The following is a 16,899-nucleotide window of genomic DNA, read 5'->3' as shown; positions in this document are numbered from 1 at the left end:
AAGGCCGGGAGAAGATGCCCCATTACGAACCCTGGAGCGAGGCGCGCGCCCGCGAGGTGATCAACGAGTTGGTGCACCTCGAAGGTCCGCTCATGCCGATGCTGCATGCGATCCAGGAAACCTTCGGCTACGTTCCCGAGCCGGTGGTTCCCATGCTCGCGGAGACGCTGAACCAGTCGCGCGCCGAGATTCACGGGGTCGTCACCTTCTACCATGATTTCCGTCACGAGCCGGCCGGCCGCCATGTGCTGAAGCTGTGCCGCGCCGAGGCCTGCCAGGCCGCCGGCGGCGACGCGCTGGCCGACCATGCCGAGCAGCGGCTGGGCTGCAAGCTGGGCGAGACCACCGCGGATGGCCGCGTCACCGTGGAGCCCATTTACTGTCTCGGCCTCTGCGCCACCGCGCCCTCCGCCATGCTGGACGGGCGCATCGTGGCCCGCCTCACCGAGCGCCGGCTCGACAACCTGATCGCGGAGGCGCAGTCGTGACCATTCGTCTTTATGTTCCCAAGGACGCCTGCGCCATCGCCTGTGGCGCCGACGAGGTGGCCGCGGCGATCGAAGCGGCCGCGCTGAAGCGGCGCGTCCCGGTGGAGATCGTGCGCACCGGCTCGCGCGGCATGCTGTGGCTGGAGCCGCTGGTCGAGGTCGGGACGGCAGAGGGCCGGATCGGCTACGGCCCGGTTTCGGCGGACGATGTCGAAGCGCTGGTCGAGGCCGGCCTGTTCGAGGGCGGAGCCCATGAGCTGCGCATCGGCCGTCCGGAAGATCATCCTTTCATGGCCAGGCAGACGCGCCTTACCTTTGCGCGGTGCGGCATCGTCGATCCGGCCTCCTATTCCGACTACTGCGCGATGGGCGGCTACAAGGGCCTGGAGCGCGCGCTGGCGCTCGGTCCGGTCGAGATTATCGAGGAAGTCAGGAAGTCGGGCCTGCGCGGCCGCGGCGGCGCCGGCTTCCCCACCGCCATCAAGTGGAAGACGGTGGCGGACGCCAAGGCCGACCGCAAATACATCGTCTGCAACGCCGACGAGGGCGACAGCGGCACCTTCGCCGACCGCATGATCATGGAAGGCGACCCCTTCCAGCTCATCGAGGGCATGACCATCGCCGGTATCGCGGTGGGCGCCACCAAGGGCTTCGTCTACACCCGCTCGGAATACCCGCACGCCATCTGGGCGATGCAGAAGGCGATCGATATCGCCCGCGCCCACGGCATGCTGGGCGTGAACATCGCCGGCTCGCAGTACAGCTTCGACATGGAAGTGCGGATGGGCGCCGGCGCCTATGTCTGCGGCGAGGAGACGGCGCTGCTGGACAGCCTGGAAGGCGGGCGCGGCACCGTGCGCGCCAAGCCGCCGCTGCCTGCCCACAAGGGCCTGTTCCAGAAGCCCACCGTCATCAACAATGTGCTCTCGCTGGTCGCGGTCCCGCACATCCTGGCCGACGGCGCGCAGAAATATGCCGATTTCGGCATGGGCCGCTCCCGCGGCACGATGCCGATCCAGATCGCCGGCAATGTGAAGCATGGCGGCCTGTTCGAGACGGCCTTCGGCATTCCCCTCGGCGAGTTGATCAACGATATCGGCGGCGGCACCGCCTCCGGCCGGCCGGTCAAGGCGGCGCAGGTGGGTGGCCCGCTGGGCGCCTATGTTCCGCCGTGGCAGTTCGATCTGCCGTTCGATTACGAAGCCTTCGCGGCCAAGGACGCGCTCATCGGCCATGGCGGCATCGTCGTGTTCGACGAGACGGCCGATATGGCGAAGATGGCCCGTTTCGCGATGGAATTCTGTGCGGCGGAAAGCTGCGGAAAGTGCACCCCTTGCCGTATCGGCTCGACCCGCGGCATGGAGCTGATGGACCGCATCATGCGGCGCGAGCGCCTCGATGCCAACATCGCGGTGCTGACCGATCTCTGCCACACGATGAAGCTTGGATCCCTGTGCGCCCTCGGCGGGTTTACCCCGTACCCCGTGATGAGCGCGCTGACCCATTTCCCCGAAGATTTCGGCGTGACGCCGCGCAAGCTCGAAGCTGCCGAGTGAGGAGGACGCATCATGTCTCTCGTTCATGAGATCGATTACGGTACGCCCGCCCCCAAGACCGACAAGATGGTGACACTCACCATCGACGGCGTGGAGCTCACGGTCGCCGAGGGCACGTCCATCATGCGCGCGGCGATGGAGATGGGGACCCAGATCCCCAAGCTCTGCGCCACCGACATGCTGGACGCCTTCGGCTCCTGCCGGCTCTGCCTGGTGGAGATCGAAGGGCGTGCCGGCACCCCGGCCTCCTGCACCACGCCGGTCGGGCCGGGCATGAAGGTGCACACCCAGACCGAGCGGCTGAAGCAGCTCCGCAAGGGCGTGATGGAGCTCTACATCTCCGATCACCCGCTGGACTGCCTGACCTGCGCCGCCAATGGCGACTGCGAGCTGCAGGACATGGCCGGTGCGGTCGGCCTGCGCGAGGTGCGCTACGGCATGGAGGGTGCGAACCACTTCGCCCCCACCTCCGAGCTCGTCATGCCGAAGGACGAGTCCAACCCCTATTTCACCTATGATCCGGCGAAGTGCATCGTCTGCAACCGCTGCGTCCGCGCCTGCGAAGAGGTGCAGGGCACCTTCGCGCTGACGATCGCCGGCCGCGGCTTCTCCAGCCGGGTGTCGCCGGGCCAGTCCGAAGCCTTCCTCACCTCCGAATGCGTCTCCTGCGGCGCCTGCGTGCAGGCCTGCCCGACCGCGACCCTGGCCGAGAAGGCGCTCATCCAGATCGGCCAGCCCGAGCATTCGGTGGTCACCACCTGCGCCTATTGCGGCGTCGGCTGTTCCTTCAAGGCGGAAATGCGCGGCCAGGAAGTGGTCCGCATGGTGCCGTGGAAGGACGGCAAGGCAAATCGCGGCCATTCCTGCGTCAAGGGCCGCTTCGCCTGGGGCTATGCGATGCACCAGGACCGCATCCTGAAGCCCATGATCCGCGAAAAGGTTTCCGACCCGTGGCGTGAAGTGTCGTGGGACGAGGCGATCAGCTACACCGCGCAGAAGCTCACCCATATCCGCGACACCTATGGCCGCCGCGCCATTGGCGGTATCACCTCCTCGCGCTGCACCAATGAAGAGGCCTATCTCGTCCAGAAGCTGATCCGCGCCGGCTTCGGCACCAACAATGTCGATACCTGCGCCCGGGTCTGCCACTCGCCCACCGGCTATGGCCTCAACCAGGCGTTCGGCACCTCCGCTGGCACGCAGGACTTCGACTCGGTCGAGGATTCCGACGTCATCCTCGTCATCGGCGCGAACCCGACCGATGGCCATCCGGTGTTCGGCTCGCGCATGAAGAAGCGGCTGCGCGAGGGTGCCAAGCTGATCGTGGTCGATCCCCGCCGGATCGATCTCGTCCGCTCGCCCCACATCAAGGCCGATTACCATCTGCCCCTGCAGCCCGGCACCAATGTCGCCATCGTCACCGCTCTGGCGCATGTCGTGGTCACCGAGGGGCTGGTCAACGAGGACTATGTCCGCCAGTTCTGCGACTGGGAAGAGTTCCAGGACTGGGCCGAGTTTGTCGCCGACCCCCGCAATTCGCCGGAAGAGGTCGAGAAGCTCTCGGGCGTGTCGGCCCACCTCATCCGCGGCGCCGCCCGGCTCTACGCGACCGGCGGCAATGCGGCGATCTATTACGGCCTCGGCGTCACCGAGCATTCGCAGGGTTCCACCACGGTGATGGCGATCGCCAACCTCGCCATGGCGACCGGCAATATCGGCCGCCGCGGTGTCGGCGTGAACCCGCTGCGGGGCCAGAACAATGTTCAGGGCTCGTGCGACATGGGCTCCTTCCCCCATGAGCTGCCGGGCTATCGCCACATCTCAGACGACGCCACCCGCGCCACCTTCGAGGCGATGTGGGGCCGGCCGCTCGACCCGGAGCCGGGCCTGCGCATTCCGAACATGCTGGACGCCGCCGTCGACGGCACCTTCAAGGCGATCTACATTCAGGGCGAGGACATCCTCCAGTCCGATCCCGATACCAAGCATGTGTCGGCGGGCCTCGCCGCGATGGACCTCGTCATCGTGCAGGACCTGTTCCTGAACGAGACGGCGCGCTTCGCCCATGTCTTCCTGCCGGGCTGCACCTTCCTGGAGAAGGACGGCACCTTCACCAACGCCGAGCGCCGCATCCAGCTCGTGCGCAAGGTCATGGCGCCGAAGAACGTCTATGGTGACTGGGAAGTGACGCAGCTTCTCGCCAATGCGATGGGCCTGGAGTGGAGCTACACCCACCCCTCCCAGATCATGGACGAGATCGCGGCGTTGACCCCGACCTTCGCCGGCGTGTCCTTCAAGCGGCTGGACGAGCTCGGTTCGGTGCAGTGGCCGTGCAACGACGCCAACCCCGAAGGTGTGCCGATCATGCACATCAACGGCTTCGCGCGCGGCAAGGGCAAGTTCGTCGTCACCGAGTATATCCCGACCGACGAACGCACCGGTTCGCGCTTCCCGCTGCTGCTCACCACCGGCCGTATCCTCAGCCATTACAACGTCGGTGCGCAGACCCGACGCACCGCCAACGTGGCCTGGCACCCGGAAGACCGCCTCGAGATCCATCCGCACGATGCCGAACAGCGCGGCGTGCGCGATGGCGATTGGGTGCGGATCGACAGCCGCGCCGGCGCCACCACCCTGCGCGCGCTGATCACCGATCGCGTGGCGCCGGGCGTCGTCTACACGACCTTCCACCACCCCGACACCCAGGCGAATGTCGTCACCACCGACTTCTCCGACTGGGCGACCAACTGCCCCGAGTTCAAGGTTACGTCGGTGCAGATCGCCCGCTCCAACGGGCCGTCGGAGTGGCAGGAAGAATACGACGCCTTCAGCCGCGAGAGCCGCCGCATCCAGACCGCGGCGGAGTGAGCGGGGACACGATGATCCCCGCCGTCCGCCGTGTTCCGCGCCTCGTCTGCACCGCCGATTCGGTGCAGACGGGAGAACGCGCGATCCCGGAGGAGACGCCGGTCGCCATCGTCCATAACGGCTCGACCTATGCCGTCATGATGGCGACGCCGGCGGATCTCGAAGACTTCGGCGTCGGCTTCAGCCTCACCGAGGGCGTCATCGCTGATCCCTCGGAAATCGAGGGGCTCGAGACCCTCGAATTCGATGACGGCATCGAGGTGCGGCTCTGGCTGGATGGGACGCGTTCCGCCCAGGCGGCGGATCGCCGGCGACGTTTGGCTGGCCCGACCGGCTGCGGCCTGTGCGGGGTCGAGAGCCTGGAGATCGCGGTTCGGGCCGCGAGGCAGGTCCCGGTTGGCCGGACCTTCACCGCCGCCGAGATTGCCGCGGCGATCGCCTCGCTGAGGCCGGCCCAGGCACTGAACGTCGAGACGCGGGCGGTGCATGCCGCCGGCTACTGGGAACCCGGCGCCGGGCTCGTGGCCATCCGCGAGGATGTCGGCCGGCACAATGCGCTGGACAAGCTGGCGGGCCACATCGCCCGCAGCACGCGCCCGGCGTCGGACGGGATCGTGCTGCTGACCAGCCGGGTCTCGATCGAGATGGTGCAGAAGACCGCGATGCTCGGCTCACCCGTGCTGGTCGCGGTCTCGGCGCCGACCGCCCTGGCCGTTCGCACGGCAGAGGCCGCCGGCATCACCCTTGTCGCGGTCGCTCGCGACGATGGCTTTGAGATTTTCACGCACCCCCATCGGGTGACCAAGACGGATCGAACCACCCATGTCGCATGACCCGCACGAAACCACGCGCCGCCTCGTCTATATGGCGAACCAGATCGGCGCCTTCTTCGCCTCGCAGCGGCAGGAGACGGTCGTGCCGGGCATCGCCAAGCACATCCAGAACTTCTGGGACCCGCGGATGCGGGCGAAGATGGAAGACCACATTGCCGCTACCGGCGGTGAAGGCCTGAAGCCCCAGGTTCTGGACGCGTTCCGCAGCCTCTCGCCGGTCGGCCGGGCCGATATCCCAGTGGCGCACGAGGTCGCCCATCACCACTGACGGCATCCGGCCCGGGCCGTTCCGTTCGAATCGCCGCCGCCGATCGCTCGGCGGCGGTTCTGTTTGTTCGATCCGCCGCCTCGTCGGTGGCTTCATCCGCGGAGCGTCTCCTGTGGGGTGAATGCCGGAGCGTTTTGGTGTTTTCTCACCATTCTTCCGCCATGGCCGGCGACGACACAGGACGGCGCAGGCCGCCGTCAGAAGACGGCGGCGAGCCCGGCGGGAGCTGCGGATGGAGCGAGGCGAATGCATGGTGATGCGCACGGCCTGTTGATCGGAGCCTTGGTGTTTCTGGCGACCGCGGTCATCGCGGTGCCGCTCGCCCGGCGGCTGGGGCTGTCTCCGATCGTCGGCTATCTTCTGGCCGGCGTGGCGATCGGGCCTTCCGGCCTGCAGGTCTTCAGCGATCCCGCCCGCATCCTGACGGTTGCCGAGATCGGCGTGGTGCTGCTTCTGTTCATCATCGGCCTTGAGCTGCAACCCTCCCGCCTGTTCGCCTTGCGCACCGCGATCTTCGGCATCGGCGCGGCGCAGCTGGTCATCAGCGGCGTCGCGATCGGCGCCTTGATCCATTATGTCGGCTATGGCTTCGACTGGCGCTCCGGGATCGTCGCCGGGCTGGCGCTGGCCCTTTCCGCCACGTCGATCGCCCTTCAGCTGCTGGAAGAAAAGAACGGCCTGAATCAGCCCTACGGCCAGCGGGCCTTCGGCGTGCTGCTGTTTCAGGACATGGCGGTCGTGCCGCTGATCGCGCTGATGCCGCTGATCGCACCCGGCACCCATGAGGAACAGAGCTGGTGGGAGGGGTTGTCGCAGGTCGGGCTGGTGCTGCTCGCCATTGGTGCCGTGGTCGGCGCCGGCCGCTACCTCCTCAACCCGGTGTTCCGGGTGCTGGCCGCCAGCGGTGCACGGGAAGCGATGACCGCCGCCGCGTTGCTGATCGTGCTCGGGGCCGGCGCGCTGATGGCGTCGGTCGGCATGTCGATGGCGCTCGGGGCGTTCCTGGCCGGTGTGGTCCTCTCGGAATCGAGCTTCCGTCACGAGCTGGAGGCCAATGTCGAGGCCTTCCGCGGCCTGCTGCTGGCGCTGTTCTTCATGGGCGTGGGCATGTCGATGAATCTCGACGTGGTCCTCGCCAACGCCTGGATTCTGGTTGCCGGCACGCTGCTGGTGACCGGCGTCAAGGCCGTTTCGGTCTGGGCCGTGTTCCGCCTTTCGGAGGGCACCCGTGCCGACGCCGTCCGCTCGGCCACGGTGCTGACCTCCGCCGGCGAGTTCTCCTTCGTGCTGTTTCCCCTCGCGCTCGGCCTCGGCCTGCTCAATGCCCGCCAGTCCGACCTGCTGGCGGCCTGCGCGGCCATGTCGATGCTGCTGGGTCCGCCCATCGCGCTGCTTGGCGAGCGGCTGGCCCGCCGGTTGGATCCGCCACCGGACGCGCGGGCCGAGGACGACTTCACCGAAGCCCGCGGTTCGGTGCTGGTGGTCGGCTTCGGCCGCTTCGGACAGATCGTGTCGCAATGCCTGCTGGCGCAGGGCCTCGAGGTCACCATCATCGACAACGACGTGGAGATGATCCAGAGCGCCGGCCGCTTCGGCTTCCGCATCTTCTATGGCGACGGCACCCGCCTCGACGTGCTGCGGGCCGCCGGGGCGGAGCGGATGCGGGTGATCGCGGTCTGTGTCGACCGGCGGGAGACCACCGACCGCATCACCGAAATCCTGCGCGCCAACATCCCGACCCCGCAGATCTACGCCCGTTCCTATGACCGCACCCACAGCCTTTCGCTGCGGGCCCAGGGCGTCGACTTCGAGATTCGCGAGACGCTCGAATCCGCCCTGCGGTTCGGGGAGGCGACGCTGCGGGCCACGGGCGTCGATACGGAGACGGCCCGCGATGTCGTGGCCGATGTTCGCGAGCGTGACTATGAGCGGTTGCTGCGGCAGGAGGCGGAGGGTATCGATTACGGCATCCGCAAGCCGGCCGCGCCCGAGCCGCTGGTCGCTCCCGCCCGGACGGCACAACCGCTCAATCCCGAGGCGGAGGATGTGCTCCGCCACGAGACGGAATTCTCGGGCTGAAGCCTCAGGCCTCGCGTCGGCGGTGGCGCCAGGTGGGGTCGAGCCGCAGGAAGACGCCGCGCGCCAGCATCAGCGTCGCCGCGAGCAGAGCGCCCGACCCGACCTCACCCAGGGCATGCCCGAAAAGGTGAATGGCAAGCACACCTGCCGCAAGAACGGCCACCGTGAGCAGGGCGCGCGGACGACGGGCGTGGGCGTTGAGCGGCATGCTGATTCTCCTGTCGAAACGTGGCGGCGGGTGAATTCGCAAACAAAAGGTTAATGGTTCTGCGCGCCGGGGCTAGTCGGGAAGCGCTTCGGCGCGAAAATTTTCCGTTCCACGCGGATATGGCGGGACGCCGGCCGTGACTTGCGCGCGGCCGACCGGCGTGCGGTACTGTCAACCGCCTGCCGCAGAGCCATGTCATTGCTGGGTGTCGCTTTTTAGGGCCGGTGGCGTCACGCTGCCGGCCGGCCGATGAGTCGGCCGTCAATGGAGGATCGGATGCAACTCGGAATCGTCGGACTCGGTCGCATGGGCGGCAATATCGCGCGGCGGTTGACCCGCAACGGTCATAGCTGTGTGGTCTGGGATCGCAACGAAGCCGCGGTCCGGGAACTCGCCGCCGACGGCAACACCGGTGCGAGCGGGCTGGCGGATCTCGTGGCGAAACTGGAGGCGCCCCGCGCGGTGTGGGTGATGCTGCCCGCCGGCGAGCCGACCGAAGCGACGGTCCGCGAGCTCGCCGGGCTGATGTCGGCCGGCGACATCATCATCGACGGCGGCAACAGCTTCTACAAGGACGACATCCGCCGCGCGGCGGAGCTGCGCGAAAAGGGCATCGTCTATGTCGATGTCGGCACCTCCGGCGGCGTCTGGGGCCTCGATCGCGGCTACTGCATGATGATCGGCGGCGAGAAGGGCGCGGTTGATCATCTCGACCCGATCTTCGCCACTCTCGCCCCCGGCATCGGCGAGATTCCCCGCACGCCGGGGCGCGAGACCCGCGATCCGCGCGTCGAGCTCGGCTACATCCACACCGGGCCGGCCGGCTCGGGCCATTTCGTGAAGATGGTCCACAACGGCATCGAATACGGCATGATGCAGGCCTATGCCGAAGGCTTCGAGATCCTGAAGAAAAAGGACTCGACCGACCTGCCGGAGAATGAGCGCTACACGCTGGATATGGCGGACATCGCCGAGGTCTGGCGCCGGGGCAGCGTCGTCTCCTCCTGGCTGCTCGACCTGTGCGCGATCGCGCTGGCGCAGAATGAGGATCTCTCGAATTTCTCCGGTTCCGTCGCCGATTCCGGCGAGGGTCGCTGGACCGTCATGGCTGCCATCGAGGAGGCGGTTTCGGCCGAGGTGCTCTCCGCCGCGCTCTACACCCGCTTCCGTTCCCGTCAGGATCATACCTTCGGCGAGAAGCTGCTCTCCGCCATGCGCTACCAGTTCGGTGGCCATGTCGAGCAGTCGAAGGGGAAGTGATCGATGACCGATCAGGCCATATTGCCCGCCGGCTACGGCCAGGCGGTGATCCCGGCCGATGCGGCGCCGGCGCCGCCCTCGGCCCTGTTCATCTTCGGTGGCGGTGGCGATCTCACCAAGCGCCTGCTGATGCCCTCGCTCTACAATCTCGCCCATGAGGGCGTGCTGGACAGCGATTTCTCCATCGTTGGCGTCGATCACATCGAGCGTTCCGAGGAGGACTATCGCGCCTTCCTCACGGCCTCCGTCCAGGACCTCGCGGCCGCCGGCCACGAGATCAAGGAGCCGATCTGGAACTGGCTCGCCGAGCGGATCGGCTATGTCGCGGGTGACTTCGAGGACCCGCAGACCTATGAGCGCATCCGGCAGCGCCTCGCCGAACGCATGGCGTCCAAGGGCGACGCCAATGCGGTGTTCTATTTCGCTGTCGCGCCCCGATTCTTCGGCCCCATCGCCACGCGGCTCGGCGCGGCCGGGCTTATGCAGGAGGGCGAGAACGCCTTCCGCCGCATCGTCGTGGAGAAGCCGTTCGGCAACGACATCGCATCGGCCCGCGCGCTGAACGCTCACCTTCTGTCGGTCGGAACCGAGCGCCAGATCTACCGGATCGATCATTTCCTCGGCAAGGAGACGGTCCAGAACGTCATGGCGTTCCGGTTCGGCAACGGCATCTTCGAGCCGATCTGGAATCGCGATCATGTCGAGCATGTCCAGATCACCGCGGCTGAGACGGTAGGCGTGGAAAAGCGCGGCCGCTTCTACGACGCCACCGGCGCGCTGCGGGACATGGTGCCCAACCACATGTTCCAGCTCCTCGCCATGACCGCGATGGAGCCGCCGAACTCCTTCGACGCCGACGCGGTGCGCACCGAGAAGGCCAAGGTGATCGAGGCGGTGCGGCGCATCCGCAAGAGCGACGCCCCTTCCTATGTCGTGCGCGGCCAGTACCGCGCGGGCACCGTGGTGGGCAATCACGTCAGCGACTATCGCCGCGAGCCGGACGTGGCGCCGAACAGCCAGACCGAAACCTATGTCGCGATGAAGTGCTTCGTCGACAATTGGCGCTGGAACGGCGTTCCGTTCTACATCCGAACCGGCAAGTCGCTGGCGGTGCGGCGCACCGAGATCGCCATCCATTTCAAGCGGGCGCCGGGTGTGCTGTTCCGCGACCGGCCCGACTGCGCGCTGGCGCCGAATGTGCTGGTGATCAACGTACAGCCGGACGAGGGCATTTCGCTCCGCTTCGCGGCGAAGGTGCCGGGGCGGCGGGTGCGGCTGTCGGAAGTGGACATGGATTTCCGCTATGCCGACTACTTCAAGGCCGCGCCTTCCACCGGCTACGAGACGTTGATCTATGATTGCCTGAGCGGCGACCCCACGCTGTTCCAGCGGGCCGACAACATCGAGGCCGGCTGGGCCGCGGTCGACCCGATTCTCCAGGCCAGCGCCGACGGCCTGCTCGACATCCACGGCTATGTCGCCGGCACCAGCGGGCCGGTCATGGCGGAGGTGCTGCTGGCGCAGGACGGCTTCCAGTGGCTTCCGCTCGAACAAGGGCATATCGCATGAACGCGCTCTCGACCGCATCCGGCCGGGCGGTGGCCCCGGCCACGCATATCTCGCTGATGGTGTCGGACGTCGACGGCACGCTGGTGAACAAGGACAAGCAGGTGGCTCCGGCCACCGTGGAGGCGGTGGCGCGCCTGCGTGCGGCCGGCGTGCCTTTCGCCGCCGTGTCCAGCCGGCCGCCGCGCGGCATGAAGATCCTCATCGAGCCGCTGAAGCTGGAGATACTCGGCGGGTTTAACGGCTCCTCGATCGTGAAGGCCGATCTCACCCCCATCGAGGAGCATTTCGTCCCGCTGGAGGCGGCGCGCACCGCCATCGAGATGATGGCAGGGCGCGGCGCGGACATCTGGGTGTTCGCCGACAATGAGTGGTTCGTCACGAACGGGGCGAATCCCTATGTCGCGCGCGAGACCCGGACCGTCGCATTCGATGCGACGGTGGTGGAGGATTTCGGCGATCACATCGCCCGTGCCGGGAAGATCGTCGGCACCTCCAGCGATTTCGACATGCTGGCGCAGTGCGAGATCGACCTGCAGGCGCTTCTCGGCGATGCGGCCTCCGCCCGACGCTCGCAGCATTACTATCTCGACGTCACGCACCCCGGCACGGACAAGGGCCATGCCGTGCGAGCCTTCGCCCAGCACTGGGGCGTGCCGCTGGAGGAGGTGGCGGTCATCGGTGACATGGCCAATGACCTGCCGATGTTCGAGATCGCGGGCCTCGCCATCGCCATGGGCAACGCGACGGATGCGGTGAAGGCCCAGGCGCATTTCGTCACCGGCACGAACGCGGAGGATGGCGTCGCCCAGGCGATCGAGAAATTCGTTCTGCCGCGGGTGAGGGGCCGCTGACGGGCACAGAAGCCCGTCACGCCACGCTAGGAGACGTGGTTGCGGCACTTTCGGCTTCCCTTCGGGAACCAATGGGATAATCCCGGATTTGACCGGTGTTTTCCAGTTTCCGGCGGGCACCATGTTGAATTCGTCGACCGCTGCTGGCCTTCTGCCTCTCTCGGTATCGCCCCCCGACACCGATGCGGCGCAGAGGCTGTTCCCCTCCTTGCCGCCTGTGCTGGAACGCGCCGCGCGCCGTGCCGGTGACCTCGACTGGCCCGGCGCCTTTCCCGTCGACGACGTGGCCGCATGTGCGGCGGTCGGCCTGTTGGCGGCGCCCTTTCCGGTCACCGTCGGTGGACTCGGCCTTGTCGAGGCGACCTCCGCGCCGCTACTGGCCGACATTCTCCGACGCATCGGTCATGCCAGCCTCCCGCTCGGGCGGCTCTACGCCGGCCACGTCGCCGCCGTCGGCCTGCTGGTTCGACACGGCTCTCCCAGCCAGATCGAGGCGGCCGCCGCCGATGCCCGCGCGGGCCGCCTTTTTGCGCTGTGGGACGGGCTTGAAGACGGAGTGACTCTGGAACGCCACGCCAATGGGCTGCGTCTCGTCGGCCGGGTCGCTGGGGCCGCCGGTGCCGGCTTCGTCGTGCGCCCTCTGGTGCTGGCGCGTGACACCGAGGGCGCGCCGGTCATGGTGCTGCCGCGGCTCGACATGTTCATGGCTTCCCGCGCTGACCTTGATGGATGGCGGGCGCAGGGCCTGCGGGCCTGCGCCGTGGGTGGGTTTGATCTCAAAGGCATTGCGGTGGAGTGCGGCGACCTGATGGGCGGGCCGGCTGCATGCGCGCGTGCGCGGCAGGCGGTGGACTGGCGGTTTGCCGCCGTTGCCGCCGGGGGTATCGCTCGCTTGCTCGACGAGCTGCAGCAGGGCCGGGGAGCCGGAGTTGCTGACGATGCCCGGCTTCCCCTGCGGTTCGGCGAAGCTCTGCTGGCGGCGGAGACGGCACGCCTTTGGGTCGAGGCGACGGCCGATCTCGCCCGGCACCCGCGCCATTCCCGCCAGACCGCGCGGTTCGATGCCTATGCCGGCCTTGCCCGCAGCGCCGTCCACAAGGCCGGCGCGGAAACGCTCGCGCTCGCTCACCGCATCGGGCGGCTGTCGGCGGGTAGCGAGACGGCCGAGCGGATCGCGCGCGACCTCGCGACCTGGTTGGCTCTGGAGGATGATGAGGCCAATCTCGCGGCGGCGGCGGCTCTCACCTTGGCCCGTTCCGGCCGAGTGTCCCGCGTGCGGGAGTGACGGCCGTTCGGGGCGGTCTGGCAAGCATCTTGCGGAAAGACATTCCGCCGGCGTGACCGCGTCGGCCGCATAGGTTATCCGCCTTGCGTGTGATGACGCGAGCGAGGGAGCCGAGCGTGCCGGACATCGTCGAGGTGGTTCAGGAGATCGCCGAGGAGATGCGCCAGCGTCCCGACCGGGGCGAGGTCGCGACCTACATCCCGGAGCTTGCCGGAGTCGACCCGAATCAGTTCGGTCTTGCCGTGATCGACACCGAAGGACATGTCGCTGCGGCAGGGGACTGCGATGTCCCCTTCTCGATCCAGAGCGTCTCGAAGGTGTTCACCCTTACGCTGGCACTCGGCAAGGTGGGCGATCGGCTGTGGAGCCGCGTCGGGCGCGAACCCTCGGGAAGCGCCTTCAATTCCATCGTGCAGCTCGAATATGAGCACGGGATTCCGCGCAATCCCTTCATCAATGCCGGCGCGATCGCGGTGACCGACGTGATCCTCTCCGGCCACAAGCCGCGTGAGGCGCTCGGCGAGATTCTCCGCTTCATGCGTTTTCTGGCCGATGACCCGGCGATAGCGATCGACGAGGCGGTGGCGGCCTCGGAGCAGCGCACCGGCTTCCGCAACGCGGCGCTGGCCAACTACATGAAGTCGTATGGCGTGCTGGAGAACCCGGTGGATTACACTCTGGGTGTTTACTTCCATCACTGCGCGCTGGCCATGTCCTGCCGGCAGCTCGCCATGGCGGGGCGGTTCCTGGCGCAACGCGGCAAGCATCCGGTGACGGGGCTATCGGTGGTGCAGCCCGAGCGGGCTCGCCGCATCAATGCGGTGATGCTGACCTGCGGCCACTATGACGGCTCCGGCGAGTTTGCCTATCGCGTGGGATTGCCGGGCAAGAGCGGCGTGGGCGGAGGCATCCTCGCCATCGCGCCGGGCAAGGCCTCGATCGCGGTCTGGTCGCCGGGGCTGGACGCCTCCGGCAATTCGCATCTCGGCCGCATCGCGCTCGAAGCGCTGACCCGGCGGATGGGCTGGTCGATCTTCGGCGCGTGAGGCGCCGTGTGGAAGAGGGCCGCGCCTGCAAGGCGGCCCTCTTCAGATTTGATCAATGATCGCAAACATGGAGCGGAACCGCGCTAGTTCTTGCGCGTGTGATCGGCTTCCTTGATCGCCTCCTCATGGTACCAGCTCCCGTCGAGAGCGGCAGCCACCCGCAGGGAGGCAGGCTGATAGATGGCGCCGGTCCCGGCGCGCTGATCGCGCAGGCCGGCACGGCCGCCACGTGGGAACTGATGGATCGTCGCGCTTTCGCGCTGGATGGGGGTGGGCATGGCTATCTCCTTTTTGCTGCGCATCGAAGCGTCAGCGGTCAACGTTATATAGCACGATTTGCTCCAATGATGAGCATATTGCCTGATTTAAAATCAGTGTCTGCCTACATATCGAACACTACGGCCATTGGCGCTTTGCAGGGCACGGCCACGGGCTGAGAGCCCGCCCGCCAAGCCATTGCGGCGACGGAGTCGGCCATTGCCCGCAAGCAGTGCATTCAGATGGCGCGGATTCGTGCACAATCCGGCGGTTTCTGCCTCACTGGAAAAGCAGGGTGCTGCGGGAGAGTGCGGCGACGGCGCTTTCGGCCTTGCATGGGGCTTGCACGCCCGATGTCAGGACCCAACGGATGGCCGCCCGGGTCGTTCCGTCCGCCGCTTGCAATCGTTGCGGGTGGCCGTCGCCGAGTTGGCATGGAGGATGCTTGCAGGAACGAAGCCTCTGGCGGTCGACGTCGCGCCCCTTCGGGGAACGCAGCAGGATATCCTCACGCTTCGCCTTTGAGCCTATGAGAGACCCGCAATGACAAAGTACAAGCTCGAGTACATCTGGCTGGACGGCTACACGCCGGTCCCCAATCTGCGCGGCAAGACGCAGATCAAGGAATTCGATCATTTCCCTTCGCTCGAAGAGCTCCCGCTGTGGGGTTTCGATGGCAGCTCGACCCAGCAGGCCGAAGGTCGCAGCTCGGATTGCGTGCTGAAGCCCGTCGCGGTCTATCCCGATCCGGCCCGCAAGAATGGCGCCCTGGTGATGTGCGAAGTGATGATGCCGGACGGCGTCACCCCGCACTCGACCAATGCCCGCGCCACCATCCTGGACGATGAGGGCGCCTGGTTCGGCTTCGAGCAGGAATATTTCTTCTACAAGGACGGCCGCCCGCTCGGCTTCCCCGAGCACGGCTATCCCGCGCCGCAGGGCCCCTACTACACCGGCGTCGGCTTCAAGAATGTCGGCGACATCGCCCGCGAGATCGTCGAAGAGCATCTCGAGCTGTGCCTCGAGGCCGGCATCAACCACGAAGGCATCAACGCCGAAGTGGCGAAGGGCCAGTGGGAATTCCAGATCTTCGGCAAGGGCTCCAAGAAGGCCGCCGACGAAGTGTGGATGGCCCGCTATCTCCTGCTCCGGCTGACCGAGAAGTATGGCGTGGACATCGAGTTCCACTGCAAGCCGCTCGGCGATACCGACTGGAACGGCTCGGGCATGCACGCCAATTTCTCGACCACCTACCTGCGCGAAGTCGGCGGCAAGGAGTATTTCGAGAAGCTGATGCAGGCTTTCTCCGACAACCTCGAAGCCCACATCGCTGTCTATGGCCCGGACAACCACCTGCGCCTCACCGGCAAGCACGAGACCGCCCCGTGGAACAAGTTCAGCTACGGCGTGGCTGATCGTGGCGCCTCGATTCGCGTTCCGCACAGCTTCATCCGCAACGACTACAAGGGCTATCTTGAGGATCGCCGTCCGAACTCTCAGGGCGACCCCTACCAGATCGCTTCCCGCATCCTGAAGACCATCGCTTCCGTCCCGACCGAAGCGTCGAGCACGGCGGCGGCCTGATTTTTCCGCCAAGACGCGATTTTCGCCACGAACGGCGCCGGGAAACCGGCGCCGTTCTCGTTTCGGCTCCTCGCAGCCATTGCTGTGCAACCTACGCCTCAGGTCGGTGGCCCGGCTGTCGTCTAGCAGCGCCCGTGGGCGTGGCGCCCGCACCGAGGTGCGCACTGAAGGCGGGGGAACGCCTTTGTCGTGCCGAATGGGCGGAAACATGGACGGGTCGGCCGGCCGCAAGTGGGCTTCAGTCCGGCCCCAGACATGAGAGCGTGGGCAGCTCCTCCCCCGATGGGCGCTCATTGGGGGGAAGCGGCGCCGTTTCGGACGCCGTCAGGACCGCAAAAAAGTTTTGCCGCGGCCTGGGCGTTCGCCAACGAACGGTCGGCAGGACCACAGTACCGACGACGCCCTGTCGGCACTTATCCACAGCCCCCCCCCCCCTTAGCCGTCATCTGCTCCGGAATGGCGGGCCTGGCGACGAGGTTCGACCACATCTGGCGAGCGGTCACAGAGGTAGGCTGAAGCCTCCATTCCGTTCCGCGAAACCTTTGTGCAGCAACGATTCGCCGCGGCATGCCCGTCTGATCTGTTCCGGCCGGCGAACGGCATCTTCATGGGGGAGGAGTACCGGAGACTGCGGCCGTCATGGGAGCGGGATCGGACGCTCCTTCGCCGCCGAATGGGACCGAAGGAAGTGCCCGTCATTTTTCTGTTGCGAGCGGAGTTGACAGGGCTGGGGGGGTGCTCCTATA

General features: G+C 66.9%; 14 protein-coding genes. 12 read left to right on the top strand and 2 right to left on the bottom strand.

The window, feature by feature from the left end; all coding sequences use genetic code 11:
* Positions 1-14: 14 nt before the first annotated feature.
* The 6 genes from KHC27_RS06275 (at position 15) to KHC27_RS06250 (ending at position 8,092) form a co-directional block, all read left to right on the top strand.
* Positions 15-488: a formate dehydrogenase subunit gamma gene (locus KHC27_RS06275; RefSeq protein ID WP_213336394.1), complete on the top strand. Its 474-nt coding sequence runs from the start codon at positions 15-17 to the stop codon at positions 486-488.
* On the top strand, positions 485-2,044 hold the full coding sequence (locus KHC27_RS06270) for a formate dehydrogenase beta subunit (RefSeq protein ID WP_213336391.1): 1,560 nt from the start codon (positions 485-487) through the stop codon (positions 2,042-2,044). Before KHC27_RS06275 ends, KHC27_RS06270 begins: the two co-directional genes overlap by 4 nt.
* A gap of 12 nt (positions 2,045-2,056) precedes the next feature.
* Positions 2,057-4,912 carry a formate dehydrogenase subunit alpha gene (gene fdhF, locus KHC27_RS06265; protein ID WP_213336389.1) on the top strand — a complete coding sequence of 952 codons (2,856 nt, stop codon included), beginning with the start codon at positions 2,057-2,059 and terminating at the stop codon, positions 4,910-4,912.
* Positions 4,913-4,923: 11 nt separating this feature from the next.
* On the top strand, positions 4,924-5,745 hold the full coding sequence (gene fdhD / locus KHC27_RS06260) for a formate dehydrogenase accessory sulfurtransferase FdhD (protein WP_213336386.1): 822 nt from the start codon (positions 4,924-4,926) through the stop codon (positions 5,743-5,745).
* Positions 5,735-6,013 carry a formate dehydrogenase subunit delta gene (locus KHC27_RS06255; RefSeq protein ID WP_213336383.1) on the top strand — a complete coding sequence of 93 codons (279 nt, stop codon included), beginning with the start codon at positions 5,735-5,737 and terminating at the stop codon, positions 6,011-6,013. Before fdhD ends, KHC27_RS06255 begins: the two co-directional genes overlap by 11 nt.
* 285 nt (positions 6,014-6,298) lie before the next feature.
* A complete protein-coding gene (locus KHC27_RS06250) occupies positions 6,299-8,092 on the top strand; it encodes a monovalent cation:proton antiporter-2 (CPA2) family protein (RefSeq protein WP_343210841.1) in 1,794 nt (597 codons plus the stop codon).
* Between the two features lie 4 nt (positions 8,093-8,096).
* Here KHC27_RS06250 and KHC27_RS06245 read toward each other — a convergent pair whose 3' ends face one another.
* The gene (locus tag KHC27_RS06245; RefSeq protein WP_213336377.1) at positions 8,097-8,300 is read right to left on the bottom strand and encodes a hypothetical protein; all 204 of its coding nucleotides are present in this window, start codon (positions 8,298-8,300) and stop codon (positions 8,097-8,099) included.
* Between the two features lie 276 nt (positions 8,301-8,576).
* On the opposite strand from KHC27_RS06245, the gene gnd reads away from it, so the two are divergent.
* From gnd to KHC27_RS06220, 5 genes are all read left to right on the top strand, one after another.
* A complete protein-coding gene (gene gnd, locus KHC27_RS06240) occupies positions 8,577-9,560 on the top strand; it encodes a phosphogluconate dehydrogenase (NAD(+)-dependent, decarboxylating) (protein WP_213336374.1) in 984 nt (327 codons plus the stop codon).
* 3 nt (positions 9,561-9,563) lie between these two features.
* Positions 9,564-11,129 (top strand): glucose-6-phosphate dehydrogenase, encoded by a 1,566-nt coding sequence (gene zwf / locus KHC27_RS06235; protein WP_213336371.1) that lies wholly within the window; start codon positions 9,564-9,566, stop codon positions 11,127-11,129.
* The gene (locus tag KHC27_RS06230; RefSeq protein WP_213336368.1) at positions 11,126-11,980 is read left to right on the top strand and encodes an HAD family hydrolase; all 855 of its coding nucleotides are present in this window, start codon (positions 11,126-11,128) and stop codon (positions 11,978-11,980) included. The genes zwf and KHC27_RS06230 overlap by 4 nt, the downstream gene beginning before the upstream one ends.
* 88 nt (positions 11,981-12,068) lie before the next feature.
* Positions 12,069-13,265, top strand: a complete 1,197-nt coding sequence (locus KHC27_RS06225; protein ID WP_213336365.1) for an acyl-CoA dehydrogenase family protein — start codon at positions 12,069-12,071, stop codon at positions 13,263-13,265.
* Between the two features lie 116 nt (positions 13,266-13,381).
* Positions 13,382-14,311: a glutaminase gene (locus tag KHC27_RS06220; protein WP_213336361.1), complete on the top strand. Its 930-nt coding sequence runs from the start codon at positions 13,382-13,384 to the stop codon at positions 14,309-14,311.
* A gap of 83 nt (positions 14,312-14,394) precedes the next feature.
* Here the strand turns inward: KHC27_RS06220 and KHC27_RS06215 are convergent, their stop codons facing one another.
* A complete protein-coding gene (locus KHC27_RS06215) occupies positions 14,395-14,589 on the bottom strand; it encodes a DUF2735 domain-containing protein (RefSeq protein ID WP_213336358.1) in 195 nt (64 codons plus the stop codon).
* Positions 14,590-15,112: 523 nt separating this feature from the next.
* On the opposite strand from KHC27_RS06215, the gene KHC27_RS06210 reads away from it, so the two are divergent.
* Positions 15,113-16,153, top strand: a complete 1,041-nt coding sequence (locus KHC27_RS06210) for a glutamine synthetase beta-grasp domain-containing protein (protein ID WP_213336355.1) — start codon at positions 15,113-15,115, stop codon at positions 16,151-16,153.
* The last annotated feature ends 746 nt before the right edge of the window (positions 16,154-16,899 follow it).

This window comes from Ancylobacter lacus, from assembly GCF_018390635.1.
Classification (GTDB): domain Bacteria; phylum Pseudomonadota; class Alphaproteobacteria; order Rhizobiales; family Xanthobacteraceae; genus Ancylobacter; species Ancylobacter lacus.
Note: the sequence above shows the minus strand (reverse complement) of the source record. Positions and strands in the feature narration are given on the sequence as shown.